14 protein-coding genes are annotated in these 17,262 nt (G+C 71.0%); 5 read left to right on the top strand and 9 right to left on the bottom strand.

The window, feature by feature from the left end; genetic code table 11:
- Positions 1-2 precede the first annotated feature (2 nt).
- From ACIBH1_RS08185 to ACIBH1_RS08165, 5 genes are read right to left on the bottom strand one after another with little or no spacing between them, the layout of a single operon-like run.
- Complete coding sequence (locus ACIBH1_RS08185; RefSeq protein WP_397312888.1) at positions 3-935, bottom strand: ROK family glucokinase; 933 nt, start codon at positions 933-935, stop codon at positions 3-5.
- Positions 936-950: 15 nt separating this feature from the next.
- Complete coding sequence (locus ACIBH1_RS08180) at positions 951-1,364, bottom strand: hypothetical protein (protein WP_397312887.1); 414 nt, start codon at positions 1,362-1,364, stop codon at positions 951-953.
- A complete protein-coding gene (locus tag ACIBH1_RS08175; RefSeq protein ID WP_397312886.1) occupies positions 1,361-2,509 on the bottom strand; it encodes an ArsA family ATPase in 1,149 nt (382 codons plus the stop codon). The genes ACIBH1_RS08180 and ACIBH1_RS08175 overlap by 4 nt, the downstream gene beginning before the upstream one ends.
- A complete protein-coding gene (locus ACIBH1_RS08170) occupies positions 2,509-2,940 on the bottom strand; it encodes an SRPBCC family protein (RefSeq protein ID WP_397312885.1) in 432 nt (143 codons plus the stop codon). Before ACIBH1_RS08170 ends, ACIBH1_RS08175 begins: the two co-directional genes overlap by 1 nt.
- Before the next feature lie 21 nt (positions 2,941-2,961).
- Entirely contained in the window at positions 2,962-3,729 is a 768-nt protein-coding gene (locus ACIBH1_RS08165) for a metallophosphoesterase (protein ID WP_397312884.1), read from the bottom strand.
- Between the two features lie 60 nt (positions 3,730-3,789).
- Between ACIBH1_RS08165 and ACIBH1_RS08160 the strand changes: the two genes are divergently transcribed.
- The 4 genes from ACIBH1_RS08160 (at position 3,790) to ACIBH1_RS08145 (ending at position 9,457) form a co-directional block, all read left to right on the top strand.
- Complete coding sequence (locus ACIBH1_RS08160) at positions 3,790-5,496, top strand: AMP-dependent synthetase/ligase (protein ID WP_397312883.1); 1,707 nt, start codon at positions 3,790-3,792, stop codon at positions 5,494-5,496.
- 19 nt (positions 5,497-5,515) lie between these two features.
- Positions 5,516-7,186 carry a VanW family protein gene (locus ACIBH1_RS08155; RefSeq protein WP_397312882.1) on the top strand — a complete coding sequence of 557 codons (1,671 nt, stop codon included), beginning with the start codon at positions 5,516-5,518 and terminating at the stop codon, positions 7,184-7,186.
- A 63-nt stretch (positions 7,187-7,249) separates the two neighbouring features.
- Complete coding sequence (locus tag ACIBH1_RS08150; RefSeq protein ID WP_397312881.1) at positions 7,250-8,287, top strand: GNAT family N-acetyltransferase; 1,038 nt, start codon at positions 7,250-7,252, stop codon at positions 8,285-8,287.
- Positions 8,288-8,341: 54 nt separating this feature from the next.
- The gene (locus ACIBH1_RS08145; protein WP_397312879.1) at positions 8,342-9,457 is read left to right on the top strand and encodes an acetamidase/formamidase family protein; all 1,116 of its coding nucleotides are present in this window, start codon (positions 8,342-8,344) and stop codon (positions 9,455-9,457) included.
- On the opposite strand, the gene ACIBH1_RS08140 is transcribed toward ACIBH1_RS08145, so the two are convergent.
- From ACIBH1_RS08140 to ACIBH1_RS08125, 4 genes are read right to left on the bottom strand one after another with little or no spacing between them, the layout of a single operon-like run.
- Positions 9,447-10,844 carry a family 2B encapsulin nanocompartment shell protein gene (locus tag ACIBH1_RS08140; protein WP_397312878.1) on the bottom strand — a complete coding sequence of 466 codons (1,398 nt, stop codon included), beginning with the start codon at positions 10,842-10,844 and terminating at the stop codon, positions 9,447-9,449. The genes ACIBH1_RS08145 and ACIBH1_RS08140 overlap by 11 nt on opposite strands.
- Entirely contained in the window at positions 10,841-12,931 is a 2,091-nt protein-coding gene (locus ACIBH1_RS08135) for a germacradienol/geosmin synthase (protein WP_397312877.1), read from the bottom strand. Before ACIBH1_RS08135 ends, ACIBH1_RS08140 begins: the two co-directional genes overlap by 4 nt.
- Positions 12,931-14,322, bottom strand: coding sequence for a family 2B encapsulin nanocompartment shell protein (locus ACIBH1_RS08130; RefSeq protein WP_397312876.1), 1,392 nt, complete (start codon positions 14,320-14,322; stop codon positions 12,931-12,933). Before ACIBH1_RS08130 ends, ACIBH1_RS08135 begins: the two co-directional genes overlap by 1 nt.
- Positions 14,323-14,363: 41 nt before the next feature.
- On the bottom strand, positions 14,364-15,395 hold the full coding sequence (locus ACIBH1_RS08125; protein ID WP_397312875.1) for a polyprenyl synthetase family protein: 1,032 nt from the start codon (positions 15,393-15,395) through the stop codon (positions 14,364-14,366).
- Positions 15,396-15,526: 131 nt separating this feature from the next.
- On the opposite strand from ACIBH1_RS08125, the gene ACIBH1_RS08120 reads away from it, so the two are divergent.
- Positions 15,527-17,251, top strand: coding sequence for a 1-deoxy-D-xylulose-5-phosphate synthase (locus ACIBH1_RS08120; protein ID WP_397312874.1), 1,725 nt, complete (start codon positions 15,527-15,529; stop codon positions 17,249-17,251).
- The last annotated feature ends 11 nt before the right edge of the window (positions 17,252-17,262 follow it).

The following is a 17,262-nucleotide window of genomic DNA, read 5'->3' as shown; positions in this document are numbered from 1 at the left end:
CGTTAGCGCTGGCGGGCCAGGTCCGCAGCCCCGACGAGCCCTGCCGACGCGCCCAGCTCGGCCAGGCGCACCTCGGCGAAGGGCCGGTGGCCGCGGCCGGTGAGCCTGCGCTGGAAGCTCTCGCGCGCGCGGTCGAGGAAGAGGTCGGAGGCGCGTGAGACGCCGCCGCCGACGATGAAGCAGCCGGGGTCGAGGATGGCGGCCAGGTCGGCCATGCCCTGGCCGAGCCATTCGGCCAGGGAGGCGAAGGCCTCCAGACACGCCTCGTCGCCCTGACGGGCGGCCTCGGTGACCTCTTCGCCCTCGATGGTGCCTCCGGCGAGCCCCACCAGGGTGCGGGCGCGGTCGGGCTCGGCCGTGGCGATCTCGCGGGCGTGGGCGACCAGGGCGTTGCCGCTGGCGTACTGCTCCCAGCAGCCGAGGTTGCCGCAGCCGCACTTCTTGCCCTCGGGCACGACCTGCATGTGGCCGAGCTCGGCGCCCATGCCCCAGCGCCCTCTGTACAGGACGCCGTCGAAGATGAGCCCGCCGCCGATGCCGGTGCCGACGGTGATGCAGACGATGTGGTCCTGGTCGCGCCCGGCGCCGAACTTGCTCTCGGCCCAGGCCATGGCGTTGGCGTCGTTCTCGACGATGACGGGCAGGCCGACCAGTTCGGTGATCTTCTTCTGCAGCGGTTCCTCGCGCCAGGCGAGGTTGGGGGCGAAACGCACCACCGAGCGCGTCTCGTCGACGAATCCGGCGGCGCCCACGCCGATGGCCTCGATCTGCCGGTCGGCCGACAGTTCGCGCACCACGTCGGCCACGGTCTCGGCGACCTGGTCAGGCCGGTCGGCGGGAGTGGGCCGCAGGGCCTGCGCGAGGATCGTGCCTTCCTCGTCGACCACGCCCGCGGCCACCTTCGTGCCGCCGATGTCAATGCCGATCGTGAGCATTCCGCCGATCACCTTTCAGCCCAGGTCGATGTGCTCCACATTCTGCCTGGTCTCGTCGGCCGGGCGTCGCCTGGGTGCGGGTCGGCTCAGCGTGTCGAGTGCCTGGCGGAAGGCGGCGAACAGTTCGCCGCCTGCCGCGGCCAGGTGCTCGGCGACGTCGGCGCCGCTCTCACGCAGCCCTCCGGCTTCGCGCTGGGCGGCGATGGCCCGGCACCAGGGACAGGCCCGGCAGATGTATTCGTCGTGTTCGGAGACCGCCTCGCTCCACACGTCTCCGCGGTCCTGGCGCCCGCCCCCGGTGAAGGAGCCGAGCACCGACTTGCCGACCTGGCGGGTGGCGCGGCCCTGGATGGTGTCGAAGAGCTTGCGCGCCTCGTCGGCCACGGTGCCGATGGGGTCTTTGCCCGGCTGGCTGGGAGTCTCAGTCATGCCTCGAACCGTACCTCCAGGACGCCGTCGTCGAGCGCCGCCGAGGCGACCTTGCGCCGCGACAACGCCGCAGGCAGGGCGATGATCCTGCGGTACGGCCCGGCGGTGACGATCAGTTCCTCGCCCTTGCGGGCCAGGTCGACGTCACCCTTGCGGGCTCCGGGAAGGTCGAGCGTCAGCGTGGTGCCCTCGACGCGCAGGGGCGGATCCATCGTGGGAGCGGCGAACGGGTCGGCGTCGCCGTACAGCGCCTCGCCCACCTCGGCCAGCGCCTCGACGCCGACGGGCTCCGCCGCCAGGTAGGGCACGGTGTGGATCGGCAGCGGCGCGAACGACTGCTCGGCCTCGCCCAGGAAGCGTGACTGCGCCTCGACCCACCTGGCGCGCCAGGCGTCGGCGCCCTCGGACGGGAAGACCCGGTTGGCGATCACCGCGTCGACGCGGTAGCCGTACAGGTTGAGCAGGGTGAGGGTGCGCCGCGCCTCGGCGAGCACCACGGACTCGGGGGTGAACACGAGCCTGACGGAGGCGCCGGGGCCGGTGAGCAGCTCGCGCACCTCCAGCATGCCGCGGTGGAAACGCTCGGTGGCGCTCATGACGTCGTCGCCCGGGGTGCTGACCCTGGCCATGCTCTTGACGAACGGCCCAACGATCTTGAGGATCCTGCGGCCGACCGGCAGCAGCTTGCTGACGTGCCAGTCGAGCGCCTCGGGCAGGGCCAGCAGGCGCAGCGTCTCGGCGGTCGGCGCGCAGTCGACCACGATCACGTCCCAGCGCCCGGTCTGGGCCTGCTCGCGCAGCTCCAGCAGGGCGATGACCTCTTCGGCGCCGGGCAGGACGGTGATCTCCTCGGAGGTGATCTCGTCGAGGCCCAGCTCGCCCAGGACGTTGCGCAGATACTCCTGCAGCTCGCCCCAGTGGCGCTCCAGCGAGCGCTGGGTGTCGACCTGGTGCAGGTGGAGCGCCGGAGCGATCTCGACCGGCTCGTCGCCGACCTCCACGCCGAGGGCGTCGGCCAGGGAGTGCGCCGTGTCGGTGGAGACCACGAGGGTCTTCAGCCCCCGCTGCGCCGCGAGCGTGGCCGTCGCGGCGGCGGCCGTGGTCTTGCCCACCCCGCCCTTGCCGGTGAACAGCAGGACCCTCATCAAGCCTCTACACGCTTCTTCAGGCCCTTGAGGGCCGTGTCGACGATGACCTTCTCGGCCTTGCGCTTGATCATGCCGATCATCGGCACCTTGAGCTCGACGGCCAGTTCGTATGTCACCTGGGTCCCACTGCCCGCGTCGGCCAGGAGGTAACTCCCGGTCAGGGTGGAGACCATCGTGCCCGACTCGGAGGTCTGCCAGGAGACGCCCGACGCCTCCCACTGGTAGAGCAGGGTGTAGGCGTCGCTGATGACCCCGGCGTCGAGCACGAAGCGCACCTCGGCCGGCTGCCCGTCCTCGTGGTAGCTGAGGACCTCCGCCTTCTTCACCTGCCCGGCCCATTCGGGGTAGGCGGAGAAGTCCGCGATGACCGCCATCACGCTCGCGCGGCCGGCGGCGATGGTGATGCTCGAAGTGGTGCGATCAGCCATGCGACCACCGTACCGGTCGGGTCACCATTCGAGGACGTACGGAACGCCCTTTCCCCGGAAGTGTCCAACGTTGACACACTCGGTGCGGCCGATGCGCATGCGCGGGTAGAGCGGCTGGTGCACGTGGCCGAAGAGGGCGTAGCGGGGCTGGACCCTCTTGATCAGCTCCAGGGTGGCCTCGCTGCCGCGCTCGTGCCGCCGGGCGACGGTGTCGTAGAGCAGCTGGGGGACGGCGGGCGGGATGTGCGTGCACAGCACGTCGACCTCGCCCAGGGCCGCCACCTTGGCGTCGAAGACGTCGTCGTCGAGCTCGTTGGGGGTGCGGTAGACGGTGCGCAGCCCTCCCCCGACGAAGCCGAAGCGCAGCCCGCCGATCTCGGCGGTCTGGCCGTCGAGCACCCGGTGGCCGGGGCGCAGGTGGTCGGCCCACATGCGGGGCAGGTCGACGTTGCCGTAGGTGAGGTAGGCGGGTTCGGGCATCGCGGCGAAGAGCGTTTCGTACTGCCGTCGCACGTTGCGTTCGATGTGCTCGCGCGGGTCGCCGTCTAACGACGCCCACAGCGCGGCCGACATCGAGCGGGCCTCGTCGAACCGTTTGGCGGTGCGCAGCGCGATGAACCGCGCCGCGTTCTCGGCGCCGAACAGCTCGGCGAAGATGCCCTGCGCGGGGTCGTCGTAGTCGACGAAGAGGATGAGATCACCCAGGCAGATCAGGGCGTCGGCGCCCTCACCGGCCCGGGCGAGGGCGTCGGCCCTGCCGTGGACGTCGCTGACGACATGGAGTCGCATGGCCGTCATCCTACGGAGCTGCTGCTAGCGTGAGTATCGTCCGTCCTGAGGAGTATTTCCGTGCGTGAGTACAGCGTCCCTGTCCTGGTGGATGTGCCCGAGTCGGCGAATCTGGCCGAGACCGTCTTCCGACGCGCCCAGGAGCAGCCCGACGCGGTGGTGCTGCGCCGCAAGGACGGCGACGCCTGGCCCGAGGTGACCGCGGCCCGGTTCCGCGACGAGGTCGCCGCCCTGGCCAAGGGCCTGATCGCCGCGGGCGTCGGCCCCGGCGACCGGGTGGCGCTGATGTCGCGCACCCGCTACGAGTGGACCCTCGTCGACTACGCGGTCTGGGCGGCCGGCGCGGTCACGGTGCCGATCTACGAGACCTCCTCGGCCGATCAGGTGCGCTGGATCCTCACCGACAGCGGCGCCAAGGCGGCCTTCGTCGAGCTCGACGACCACGCCAAGACCGTCGCCGAGGCCGTGCCCGAGCTGAAGAACGTCTGGCGCGTCGACGACTCCCTCGACGGCTCGGCCGTCTCCGACGACGAGCTCCACGCGCGCCGCGCGGGCATCAAGGCCGCCGACCTGGCCACGATCGTCTACACCTCGGGCACCACCGGCCGCCCCAAGGGCTGCCGGATCACCCACGACAACCTGCTGTTCGTGGCGCTCAACGTGGTCAAGGGACCGCTGGCGCCGCTGTTCTCCGGCCCCGACGTCTCGGCGCTGCTCTTCCTGCCGCTCGCGCACATCTTCGCCCGGGTGATCCAGGTGGTCTTCGTGGAGACCGGCGCGGTCCTGGGCCACACGCCGAACATGAAGAACGTCGCGCCCGACCTGGCCACCTTCCAGCCGAGCTTCCTACTGGGCGTGCCGCGCGTGTTCGAGAAGGTCTACAACGGCGCCGAGCAGAAGGCGACGGCCGATGGCAAGGGCAAGATCTTCGCCAGGGCCGCCGCGGTGGCCGTCTCCTACAGCAGGACCGGCTCGCCGAAGTTCCTGCACTGGATCTTCGACCGCCTGGTGTACGGCAAGCTGCGCGCGGCCACGGGCGGCCGCCTGACCGCGGCGGTCAGCGGCGGCTCGGCGCTGGGCGAGCGGCTCGGCCACTTCTTCCGCGGCGTGGGCATCGAGGTCTTCGAGGGCTACGGCCTGACCGAGACCACCGCCCCGATCTCGGTCAACATGCCGGGCGGCAACAAGGTCGGCACGGTCGGCCGCCCGCTGCCCGGCACCTCGGTCCGCATCGCCGACGACGGCGAGGTGCTGGCCAAGGGGCGCCACATCTTCGACGGCTACTGGAACAACCCGGAGGCCACCGCCCAGGCGCTGTCCGGCGGCTGGTACGCCACGGGTGACGTGGGCGAGCTCGACGACGACGGCTACCTGCGCATCACCGGGCGCAAGAAGGAGATCCTGGTGACCGCGGCGGGCAAGAACGTCGCGCCGGGGCCGCTGGAGGACATCATCCGGGCCAGCCCGATCGTCTCCCAGGCGATGGTGGTGGGCGAGAACCGGCCGTTCGTGGCGGTGCTGGTCACGCTCGACCCCGAGGCGCTGGCGCAGGTGCGGCTGACGGAGGACCAGATCCAGGCCGAGGTGCAGAAGGCCGTGGACGCCGCGAACGCGACCGTCTCGCGGCCCGAGCAGATCAAGAAGTTCGTGGTCCTGGAGTCGGATCTGACCGAGGAGTCCGGCCACCTCACGCCGACGCTCAAGGTCAAGCGCAACCTGGTCATGCGGGACTTCGCCAGGGAGATCGACGCCCTTTTTGGTGGTTAAATCCCACTAAAGTGTGCCTATGAGGACGCACGCTAAGCGGCCCTGGATCATGCTCGCCGCCGCGCTGGTCCTCCTCCCGGCCCTCGCCTACGGCATCCCCGCCGCCGCGCTGGCGGGCGAGGTGCCGCCCGGCACCCGCGTGGCCGACGTCGACCTGGGCGGCCTGGATCCCCGTGCCGCCGAGGCGAAGCTCACCACGGACCTGGCCTACCTGGCCGACGGACCCCTGACACTCGACTTCGCCGGCACCGAGGTGCGGCTGAGGCCGGGACAGCTCGGCCTGTCCCTCGACAGCGCCGCCACGGTGGCCGCCGCCCGCGACGGCGCATTGACCCCGGCCGGCGTCGCCCGCTCGCTGTTCGGCCGCCGAGCCGTGCAGCCCGTCGTCAAGGTCGACGAGGCCAAGCTGTCGGCCGCCATCGCCGAGGAGTCCGAGAAGGTCGACCAGAAACCGCGCGAGGGCGGCGTGCTCTACCGGGGCCTGGAGCCGGTGACGGTGCTGCCCAAGGCGGGACGCGCCGTCGACAGAGACGCCGCCGCCCAGGCCGTACGGCAGGCGTACCTGCGCGACGACGGCCCGATCACCATCCCGGTCAAGCCCGTGCTGCCGCAGGCCGACCGCGCCACGGTCGAGAAGCTGGCCGCGACCGCCGCCCGCGAGGCGGTCGCGTCCCCGCTGACGCTCGTCAACGGCTCCAGGAAGGCGACGCTCTCCCGCGAGCGGCTCGCCGCCAGGCTGCGTTTCCTGTCCGACGGCAAGGGCGGCTTCGAGCCGCGTTTCAACGCCGGCAAGCTCACCTCTGACCTGGGCGGCCGGCTCGTCGACGAGGAGCACCTGCCCAAGGACGCCACCTTCAAGATCGTCAAGGGCAAGCCCCGCGTGGTGCCCGCCGTACCCGGCAAAGGACTGGACGAGCCCGCGCTCGGCGAGGCCGTCGCCGCCGCCCTGGCGCAGGGCGGCAGCCGGACGGTCGAGGTGCCGCTGAAGGAGACCGCTCCCAAGCTCACCACGGAGAAGGCCGAGAAGCTCGGCGTCAAGGAGAAGGTCAGCCAGTTCACCACGAACTACCCCTGCTGCGCGCCGCGGGTGACCAACATCCACGTGATCTCCGACATCCTCGACGGCCACCTCGTGATGCCGGGCGAGACCTTCTCGCTCAACGGCGTCGTCGGCAAGCGCGACACGGCCCGCGGCTTCGTCGAGGCGCCGATGATCCTCAACAACCGGTTCGTCAACGACGTGGGCGGCGGCGTCTCGCAGTTCGCCACCACCATGTTCAACGCGGTGTTCTTCGGCGGCTTCAAGGACGTGCAGCACCGGGCGCACCAGTACTACATCTCCCGCTATCCGGCCGGGCGCGAGTCGACCGTCTCCTTCCCGCAGCCGGACTTCCGGTGGAAGAACGACTCGAAGTACGGCGTGCTGGTCAAGACCTCCTACACCGCCACCTCGGTGACCGTGCAGTTCTGGAGCACCAAACGCTACGACATCTCCTCGCGCACCTCGGGGCCGTACAACCACCGCTCGTTCGAGACGCTCAGCGAGTCGGGCCCCGAGTGCATCCCGATGCCGGGAGCCCAGGGCTTCGACATCGACGTGTGGCGCGTCTTCAAGCGGGACGGCAAGGTCCTGAAGGAGGAGCGTTTCCACACGGTCTACTCGCCGGAGCCGAAGCTAACCTGCAGCTGACTCTCATCTAATCTTCACGGGCCCCGCCTAGCGTGATTTCTTGTGGGTTCCCTGAAGATCACTGTGATTCGCCCGGAAGAGCTGGGCGCGAGCGAGGTGACGACCTGGCACGACCTGCTGCGGTCGCGCCACGAGCTGGTGAACCCGTTTCTCGCCCCCGAGTTCGCCCAGGCCGTCGGCCGCTGCCGCGACGACGTGCGCGTGGCCGTGATCGAGGAGTCGGGCCGGACGTCGGGCTTCCTCGCCTTCCAGCGCGACCGGCTGGGCATCGGCAGGCCGGTCGGCGCCGGGCTCACCGACGCCCAGGGCGCCGCGCTGGCCGAGGGCCTGGAGCTGGAGCCGGGCGCGCTGCTGAAGGCGTGCGGGCTGTCGGTGTGGGAGTTCGACCACCTGGTGGCCGACCAGTTCCCCGCCTTCCACACCAGCCGCCACCCCTCCCCCGTCATCGACCTGCGCAAGGGCCTGCCGTCCAACAAGACCGTCAAGACCACGATGGCCAAGGAGCGCAAGCTCGAGCGCGACATCGGGGCCGTGCGCCACGACTACGCCACCACCGACCCCGAGGCGCTGCGCACGCTGCTGGGCTGGAAGAGCAGGCAGTACCGGCGCACCGGGCGCACCGACCGCTTCGCCGCCCCGTGGATCGTGCGCCTGGTCCAGGAGCTGCTGCTGATCGACACCCCCGACTTCGGCGGCGTGCTCGACCTGGTCTACGCCGACGACCTGCCGGTGGCCGGGCACTTCGGCCTGCGCAGCGACAAGGTGCTCACCGGCTGGTTCCCCGCCTACGACCCGGCCTTCTCCCGCTACTCCCCCGGCCTCATCCACCACCTGGCCATGGCGCGCGAGGCCGCCGCCCACGGCATCGCCCTCATCGACCTGGGCCGCGGCGCCAAGGAGTACAAGGACAAGCTCAGCAACGGCTCCCTGACGGTGGCCGAGGGCCGGCTGGCCCGCGCGACCCCGGCCGCCGCGCTGCACTGGGCCACCACCGTGCCCGTGCGCGCGCTGCGCAACACCGTGCTGGCCAGCCCCGCCCTGCGGGCACCCGCCGACCGCCTGCTCAAGACGTACGGCAGGCTGCGCAACCGCACCCCTTGACCCCGGCTCCCGCTCGGTTCAGCGTGACGCACAGAGGAGCCGAAGGGGGCCGCCATGGCCGTACACGAGATCCGCATCGACCGCGCGCTCACGCTCGCCGAGCAGCCCGAGACCGGGCACAACCGCTGGCATCCCGACATCCCGCCGGTGGTGCGCTGCGCCCCGGGCGACGAGGTGGTCATGGAGACCCGCGACGCCTTCGACGGCCAGATGGGCCCGTCGGCCACCCTCAAGACCGTGGCCGCGCCCGACCTGGACGTCGTCCACCCGCTCACGGGACCCGTCCACGTCGAGGGCGCGCAGCCCGGCGACCTGCTGGAGATCGAGATCCTGGAGGTCGTGCCCGACTCCTACGGCTACACCGTCCAGGTGCCGGGCTTCGGCTTCCTGCGCGATGTCTTCCCCGAGCCGTTCATGGTGCGCTGGCAGCTGGCGGACGGCTGGGCCGTCTCCGACGACCTGCCCGGCATCCGCATCCCGGCCGCGCCCTTCATGGGCACCATCGGCCTGGCGCCAGGACACCGGTCGCTGGAGCGCATCACCGAGCGCGAGCGCCGGGCCATGGAGCGCGGCGGGTTCGTCCTGCCGCCCTCGGCCGACGGCGCCGTGCCGCGCGAACCTGCCATCGCCGCGAGCGCCCTGCGCACCATCCCGCCCCGCGAGCAGGCGGGCAACGTCGACATCAAGCAGCTCGGCGCCGGCACCCGCCTCTACGTCCCGGTGGACACCCCCGGAGCGCTGTTCTCCGCCGGCGACGCCCACTTCGCCCAGGGCGACAGCGAGACCTGCGGCACCGCCATCGAGATGAACGCGACGCTGCGGGTGCGCTTCGCCCTGCACCCGCGGCTGGCCGCCGAGCGCCGCATCAGGGGCCCGCGCTTCGTGCGCGACGACTACTGGGTGGCGCCGCAGTTCGCCGCGCCACGCCGCTTCTACGCCACCACCGGCATGTCGGTCACCAGGGACGGCGAGGTGGCCGCCGAGGACGCCACCCTCGCCATCCGCAACGCGCTGCTGGAGATGATCGACCATCTCGGCGAGCGCGGGTGGAGTCCCCAGCAGGCCTACGCCATCTGCAGCGTCGCCGTCGACCTCAAGGTGAGCCAGGTGGTAGACGTGCCCAGCTTCCTGGTCTCGGCCTTCCTGCCTGAGGACATCTTCACCGGTTGACCTCGACGCTCTCCAGCACGCCGAGCGCGTCGGGCACCAGTGGCACCACCGAGTAGTAGGTGCTGAGCAGGTAGGAGGCGACCGCCTGCTCGTTGATGCCGGTGAAGCGCACCGACAGGCCGGGCTCGTACTCGTCGGGCAGCCCGGTGCGGCGCAGGCCCACCACGCCCTGCTTCTCCTCCCCGAGGCGCATGACGATGATCGAGGTCAGGCCGCGGTCGGAGACGGGGATCTTGTCGCACGGCAGGATCGGCACACCCCGCCAGGCGATGATGCCCGGACCGGCCGTGTCGGGATAGATCCTGCGGCTGGAGCACTCGCGTCCGAAGGCGGCGATCGCCTTCGGGTGCGCGAAGAAGTAGTGCGAGCTGCGGCGGCGCGACAGCAGCTCGTCGAGGTCGTCGGGGGTGGGCGGGCCGGTGCGCGTGTGGATGCGCTGCTTGAGGTCGGCGTTGTGGAGCAGGCCGAAGTCGCGGTTGTTGACCAGCTCGTGCTCCTGCCGCTCGCGCAGGGCGTGGATCGTCAGCCTCAGCTGCTGCTCGGTCTGGTTCATCGGCTCGTTGTACAGATCGGCCACACGGGTGTGCACGCGCAGGATCGTCTGCGCGACGCTCAGCTCGTACTCGCGGGGCGCCGCGTCGTAGTCGACGAACGTGCCCGGCAGCACCGGCTCTCCGATGTGGCCGGAGGTCAGCTCGATCGCCGCCTCGCCGTACCTGTTGCTGGCCGGCCGGTCCGCGTCGCCCTCCCCGGCGACGCGGACCAGTTCCTCGGCCGAGAGCGTGAGCACGGTGCAGGGGGTGATCGCCTCGGCCTCGCGCACCTCGCGGCCCGCCGGGGGCCTGACGCCCGGCGCGGCCGGCTCGACCGAGGGCACGAAGCTGGGCATGGCCTCGGCGGCCGGGGCGGGCACCGAGGGGGCGGCCGAGACGGCGAAGTGGTCGCCGTCGGCGTACACGCCGAGGTCGGCGCGCGAGCCGTAAGTGCCCGCGCCGAACGCCCTGATCTTGCCGTGCGCGACCAGGACCAGCCCGGCGTCGGGCACCCGGTCGCCGGGCTGCAGGTCGTGCTGGACGAACCGCCCCGCCAGGGCCTCGACGTCGTCATGGTCGCGGAAGGCGGGGATCTCCCGCAGCTCCTCGGGGATGACGCGGACCGACGCGCCGGTGTTGACGAACGAGACCCGGCCGTCGCCCACGGTGTAGGTCAGGCGGCGGTTGACCCGGAAGGCGCCGCCGGTCACCTCCTGCCAGGGCAGCACCCGCAGCAGGTGGCGAGGGGTGATCTCGGCCATCTGCGGCGGGGTCTTGCTCAGCGAGGCGAGCTTGCGGGCCGCCGCCGTGCTCAGGCTGAGCTGTGAGGCGATCTCGGACTGGTCTGTGGTCATCGGGCTCCTCCGAGCAGGTTGGCGATGCGGGTGGTGGCGGTGCCGAAGCCACGCGGACCGGGCTCCCAGCGGGCGTACTCCACGTACCGCCCGGTCTCGCGATGCCAGCGCAGCACGCCCGACATCCAGTCCCGCAGGCCGTCGACGTATCCGGCGACGGTCGCCCTGGCGTTCTCATCGATCTGGTAGTCGTCGAGGTAGGCGGGCAGGTCGGTGGCGGCCACGTGCTCGAACTGCCGTATCCGCGAGGTCATGAGGGCGTCGGCGATGCCGATGGCCTCGGGCAGGTCGCAGCCGAAGAAGGTCTTCAGCACCAGGACGCCGTTGTTGACCTCTCCCTCGAACTGGATCTCCTTCTGGTAGGAGAAGATGTCGTTCATCAGGCAGCAGTAGTCGTGGGCCGCGTTGGTCAGGCTCCACAGCGGCCGGCTGCGCCAGACGTCGGCCGGCACGTCGCGCCCGGCCCTCAGCCTCGACAGTTCCACCGTCAGCTCCGAGCCGAAGGTCCTGCGGCGCATCTCGATGTAGTCGACCGGGTCGGGCACCCGGTTCTGCATGACGTTGGCCAGCTCCCAGATCCAGCTGCTCGTCATGGTCTCGACCGTGTGGCGGAACACCGCGCGGCCGGGTTCCTCCATGTGCTCGGCCGTACGCAGCCACAACTCGGCCAGGCCCCGCTCCAGGGGGTTGAGCGGGGTGGCCACCGGCACCAGGTCGAGCGGCATGAACAGCGACAGCCTGGCGTTCTGCGCCTTGGCCGCGGTCAGGTCGCGGCGGCCGAAGACCGCCGGAAACCAGTCGTCGGCGTAGGTGCCCCAGGTCAGCCAGTTGGTCGACAGGATCAGCTCGCGTTCGGTCGCGTCGGGGTCGATGCCCGCCGCGCACCGCGCGAAGTCGAAGATCTCGATCTTGTGGGCGGTCCACACGCCGTCGTTGAAGCCCATGGCGTGGGCCCACGCCAGCTCCGCCTGGCGCGCGGCGTCGTAGTGGGGGTTGTCGCCCGCCTTGAACGGCATGTAGAAGTCGGGCTCGTCGACCACCCCCACATTCGGGTACGGCGGGGCGGTCAGGTTGCGCATCCCGCCCGGTCCGAGCAGGTGGTGCGGTGAGACGCCGGCGCTCTGCCCGCCCTTGGTGTAGCGGTTGGAGCGCATGTGCCACTCGTGGCCGCCGGCCTGCCAGTCCTGCAGCCCCTTGACGTAGAGGAGCACCGCCGCCTGCTCGTGAGGGAGCAGGCCGTGGTCGGCGAACAGCGGGGGCAGCTCGGTCATCACGGTGTTCTCGAACTGGTGCAGCCGCGAGGTGAGCAGGTCGTTGGTCAGGTCGGCCGCCTGCTGGGTGTCGCAGCCGAAGAAGCGCTCGCACACCAGCACGCAGTTGGACAGCTCGCCCTCCACCTCGACCTCGCGGTGGTAGGAGAACAGGTCGTTGCGCAGGTGCACGGCGTCGGAGAAGGTCTCCATGAGCACCCTGACCGGCCTGCTGTAGGCCACGCGCGGGGGCACCTCGGCCCCTGACACGTGCTCGACCAGGCAGGCCGACCAGGGGGCGCCGCCGACCTTGCGGCGCTCCTCGATGTATTCGATGGGGTTGGAGACCTGGCCGGTCTCGATGTGGAACAGCTCCCACATCGACTCCTGCATCAGGTCGCGGGTGACGTCGACGAAGCGGTCGCGCCAGCACTGGCTGCGGTGCGGGACCGTGCGCTCCCACAGGTCCTTCAGCCCGCGCTCGCACGGGTTGCCCGGCTCGGGCGGGTCGTCGGACATGAACAGCTCGAGCCGGTCGAGGTAGGCCTGGCCGCCCGCGATGTCCCTGCTGCGCTTGAAGGTCTCCAGGAAGTGGTCGTCGAAGAAGAAGACCCAGACGTACCAGTCGGTGACCAGGTCCAGTTCCTCGGCCGGGCAGTCGGGATGGGTGTAGGCGCACATGAGCCCGTAGTCCATGCCGTCGAAGTTGGCCTCGGTCCAGACGACGTCGTCGATCATCTCCATGTCGTGGGCCCACCGCTTGGTGTGGGCCCTGGCACGTTCCATGTGCGGGTTGAGGCGCGCCGGATAAGGGAGGTAGTAGTCGACCTTGAACACTAACCGACCTCGACGCTCTCCAGGATGCCGAGCGCGTCGGGGACGAGCACCGCGGCGGAGTAGTAGGTCGTCACCAGGTAGTTGACGACCGCCTGGTCGTTGATGCCCATGAAGCGGACCGAGAGGCCGGGCTCGTACTCATCGGGAAGGCCGGTGCGCCACAGGCCGATGACGCCCTGGTTCTGCTCGCCGGTGCGCATCACCATGATGGAGCTGAGGCCGTGCTCGGTGACGGGGATCTTGTTGCAAGGCAGCAGCGGCACGCCGCGCCAGGAGGGCGCCTTCTGCCCGTTGATCTCGACGGCGTCGGGGTAGAGCCCGCGCGCGTTGCACTGGCGGGCGAAGGCGGCGATGGCCCTCGGGTGCGCCAGCATGACGGCGGGCTCCTTCCAGACCGTGGCCAGCAGGTCGTCCATGTCGTCGGGGGTGGGCGGGCCCGACCGGGTGTGGATGCGCTGCTTGAGGTCGGCGTTGTGGAGCAGGCCGAAGTCGCGGTTGTTGACCAGCTCGTGCTCCTGACGCTCGCGCAGGGCGTGGATCGTCAGCCTCAGCTGCTGCTCGGTCTGGTTCATCGGCTCGTTGTACAGATCGGCCACGCGCGAGTGCACGCGCAGGATCGTCTGCGCGACGCTCAGCTCGTACTCGCGGGGCGCCAGGTCGTAGTCGACGAACGTGCCCGGCAGCACCGGCTCGCCCGTGTGTCCCGAGGTCAGCTCGATCGCCGCCTCGCCGAAGGCGTTCGACGCCCTGCCGTCTCCGCCGTCGCGCTGCAGCAGCAGGTGCGCGCGAAGGCCCTCCTCACGGTCAAGCAGGTCGTTCAGGGCGGCGGCGGGCAGGGCCAGGATGGTGACCGCGGTCACCGCCGTCGCCGTGAACGACCAGGCCGCCTCCTCGCCGGTGAGCACCTCGTCGCCCAGGTGGTCGCCGTCGGCCAGCACGCCGAGCTGCGTCTGGTTGCCGTAGGCGCCTTCGCCGATCTTGCTCACCTTGCCGTGGGCCAGCAGCAGCACCTCGGTGACGGGGGTGCCCGCCTCGGCGATGACCTGGCCGGGCTCGTATTCACGCTGGACGAATCGTTCGGCCAGCTCGTTCAGCACCTCCGGATCGTCGAAGCCGCGCAGCGGCGCCAGCTCGCACAGTTCGGCCGGGATGACGCGGATCGTCGCCCCGGTGTTGGTGAAGGTCACCCGGCCGTCGCCGAGCGCGTAGGACAGGCGGCGGTTGACGCGGTAGGCGCCGCCGACGACCTGGATCCACGGCAGCACCTTGAGCAGATGGCGGGAGGTGATCTCCTGCATCTGCGGAGGTGTCTTCGTGGTCGTGGCAAGGTTCCTCGCGGCAGCGGTCCCGAGGCTGAGCTGGCTCTGGCCGTTCTCGACGGTTTCGGTCATGCTGAACACCACCCATCAGTTGGTGAGGACGTCGGTCGCGGTTATCGCGAACGATTGGCGATGCGGTCGGCCAGCGCGCTGAGCGCCTGCCGCCCTTCTTCGGTGATCGGCGCGGCGTGAAGGGTCTCCAGGGCCTCGCCCACCCGATCGGCGATGAGCTGCTCGACGTGGGCGAGTGAGCCGGTGGCCGCGACGATCTCGCGGATCTGCGCCGCGTGCTCCTCGTCGAGGGCGGCGTTGCCGTACCAGGTGCGCAGGTGGTGGGCGGCGGGCCCGGCGGCGTGGTCGCGGGCGTGGGCGATGAGCACGGTGTGCTTGCCCTCGCGCAGGTCGTCGAGACGTGACTTGCCGGTCTCGGCGGGGTCGCCGAACATGCCGAGGATGTCGTCGCGGAGCTGGAAGGCCTCGCCGAGGGGCAGGCCCAGGCGGCTGTAGGCGCCCAGCAGCGCGGGATCGGCCCCGGCCAGCTCCCCGCCGATCTGCAGCGGGCGCTCGACGGTGTACTTGGCCGTCTTGTAGCGGATGGTGGTGAGGGTCTGCTCGACGGTGACGCCGTCGCGGGCGGGGGCGAGCAGGTCGAGGTACTGGCCGGTGATGACCTCGGTGCGCATCGCGTCGTAGCGCAGCCGGGCGCCGCGCAGGCGGGCGGCGTCGGAGGTGCAGCCGGCCATCAGCTCGTCGGCCCAGGTCATGGCGAGCACGCCGAGCAGGATGGCGGGTGACTCGCCGAGCACGCGGTGCACGGTCGGCCGGCCGCGGCGGGTGTTGCTGGCGTCCATGATGTCGTCGTGGATCAGCAGGCCCGCGTGGCACAGCTCCAGCGAGGCGGCCGCCGAGATGATCTCGTCGCAGTCGTCGCCTCCCGCGCCGCGCCAGCCCCAGTAGCACAGGACCGGGCGGATGCGCTTGCCGCCGTCGAGCACGAACTCCCGCAGCAGGGCGTAGGCCGAGACGACGTCGGGGTCGTCGACCGGCGAGACGTGCTCGGTCAGGAACGCGGCCAGCCGTTCGTCCACGCGCGCGCGCAGCCAGCGCGTGCGCTCGTCGGTGCGTCCCATGGTCTCAGTTGTCACTCCAGAACCTTCCGTCCCCCGAACCTTCGGTATACGCAAGGTCATGTATCTATCACAGGAAGTAAATGCCGCATCCCGAAGAGCGGAACAATGTGTTCACTCGGGCGTCCGATCCGCCCACACTCGACCACATGTCGACGACTCTGAGCCGGCTGCTGGCGCGGATCTCCTCCCCGGACGATCTCCGTGCGCTCGCGCCGGAACAGCTGCCCGCGCTCGCCGCGGAGATCCGGAGCTTTCTCGTGCGCAAGGTCACCGCGGCGGGCGGGCATCTCGGGTCGAACCTGGGCGTGGTGGAGCTGACGATCGCGCTTCACCGGGTCTTCCACTCCCCCGGCGACACGATCCTCTTCGACACCGGCCACCAGGCGTACGTGCACAAACTGCTGACGGGGCGGCGCGGGGCCTTCGACAAACTACGCAAGCGCGGCGGCCTGTCGGGGTATCCCGAGCCCGCCGAGTCGCCGCACGACGTGATCGGCAACTCCCACGCCTCGACCGCCCTGTCCTACGCCGACGGCCTGGCCAAGGCCAGGCAGCTGGCCGGCGACCGCGAGCACGCGGTCGTGGCGGTCGTCGGCGACGGCTCGCTGACCGGCGGCATGGCCTGGGAGGCGCTGAACAACCTCGGGACCGCCAAGGACCGCCCGGTGATCGTGGTCCTCAACGACAACGGCCGTTCCTACGCCCCCACCCACGGCGCGATCGCCGACCACCTGGCGGCGCTGCGCGGCGACCGCCTGAGCGTGACCGTCTTCGAGAACCTGGGCTTCCGCTACCTCGGCCCGGTGCACGGCCACGACCTGGCCGCCCTGGAGTCGGCGCTGCGCACGGCCCGGCAGCTCAGGGGTCCCGTCGTGGTGCACTGCATCACCCGCAAGGGCGCCGGGTACCGTCCCGCCGAGCAGGACCTGGAGGATCACCTGCACGCGGTGCCCGCCTCCAGCGCGCGGTCGCTGACCAGGGTGTTCTCCGAGGAGCTGTGCGCCCTCGGCGAGGACCTGCCCGACCTGGTGTGCGTGACCGCCGCCATGCCGGGCCCCACCGGGCTGTCGGCCTTCGGCGCCAGGTATCCGGGCCGCATGTTCGACGTCGGCATCGCCGAGCAGCACGCCGTCGCCTCCGCGGCGGGCATGGCGGTGGGCGGGCTGCGCCCGCTCGTGGCGATCTACTCGAGCTTTCTCAACCGCGCCTTCGACCAGCTGCTCCTCGACGTCGCGCTGCGGGAGCTGCCGGTGACGATCGTGCTGGACCGGGCGGGCCTCACCGGCCCCGACGGACCCAGCCACCACGGCATGTGGGACCTGGCGATCCTGTCGGCCGTGCCCGGCCTGTCCGTCGCCGCTCCGAGAGACGCCGTACGGCTGCGCGAGCTGGTGCGCGAATGCCTGTCACTGCCCGGCCCGGCGGTGCTGCGTTTCCCCAAGGGCGCGGCGGGCGCGGAGCTGGCCGCCTTGGAACGGTCCGAGGGCCTCGACATCCTGTGGCGCGGCGGCCGTGACGTGCTGCTGGTGGGCGTCGGCGCGATGGCGGCGGCATGCGTCGATGCGGCGGAGCGGCTGACCTCGGCCGGGATCGGCGTGACGGTCGTCGATCCCCGCTGGGCGCTGCCCGTCGCGCCCGCCCTGGTCGATCTGGCCGCCGGGCACGACCTGGTCGTCACCGTCGAGGACGGCGTGGTCAGCGGCGGCGTGGGCGCCGCCGTCATGCAGGCCTGCGCCCCGGGAGCCCGGGTCCGCACCCTCGGGCTCCCGCGGACGTTCGTCGAGCACGGCACGCGCGAGGAACTCCTGACATCCGCGGGGCTGACAGGACCGGCCATCGCGCGTGCCGTCCGGCTGGAACACCAGGTGTGATCGCCCGCGAC

Source organism: Nonomuraea sp. NPDC050663, from assembly GCF_044456985.1.
GTDB lineage: Bacteria > Actinomycetota > Actinomycetes > Streptosporangiales > Streptosporangiaceae > Nonomuraea.
Note: the sequence above shows the minus strand (reverse complement) of the source record. Positions and strands in the feature narration are given on the sequence as shown.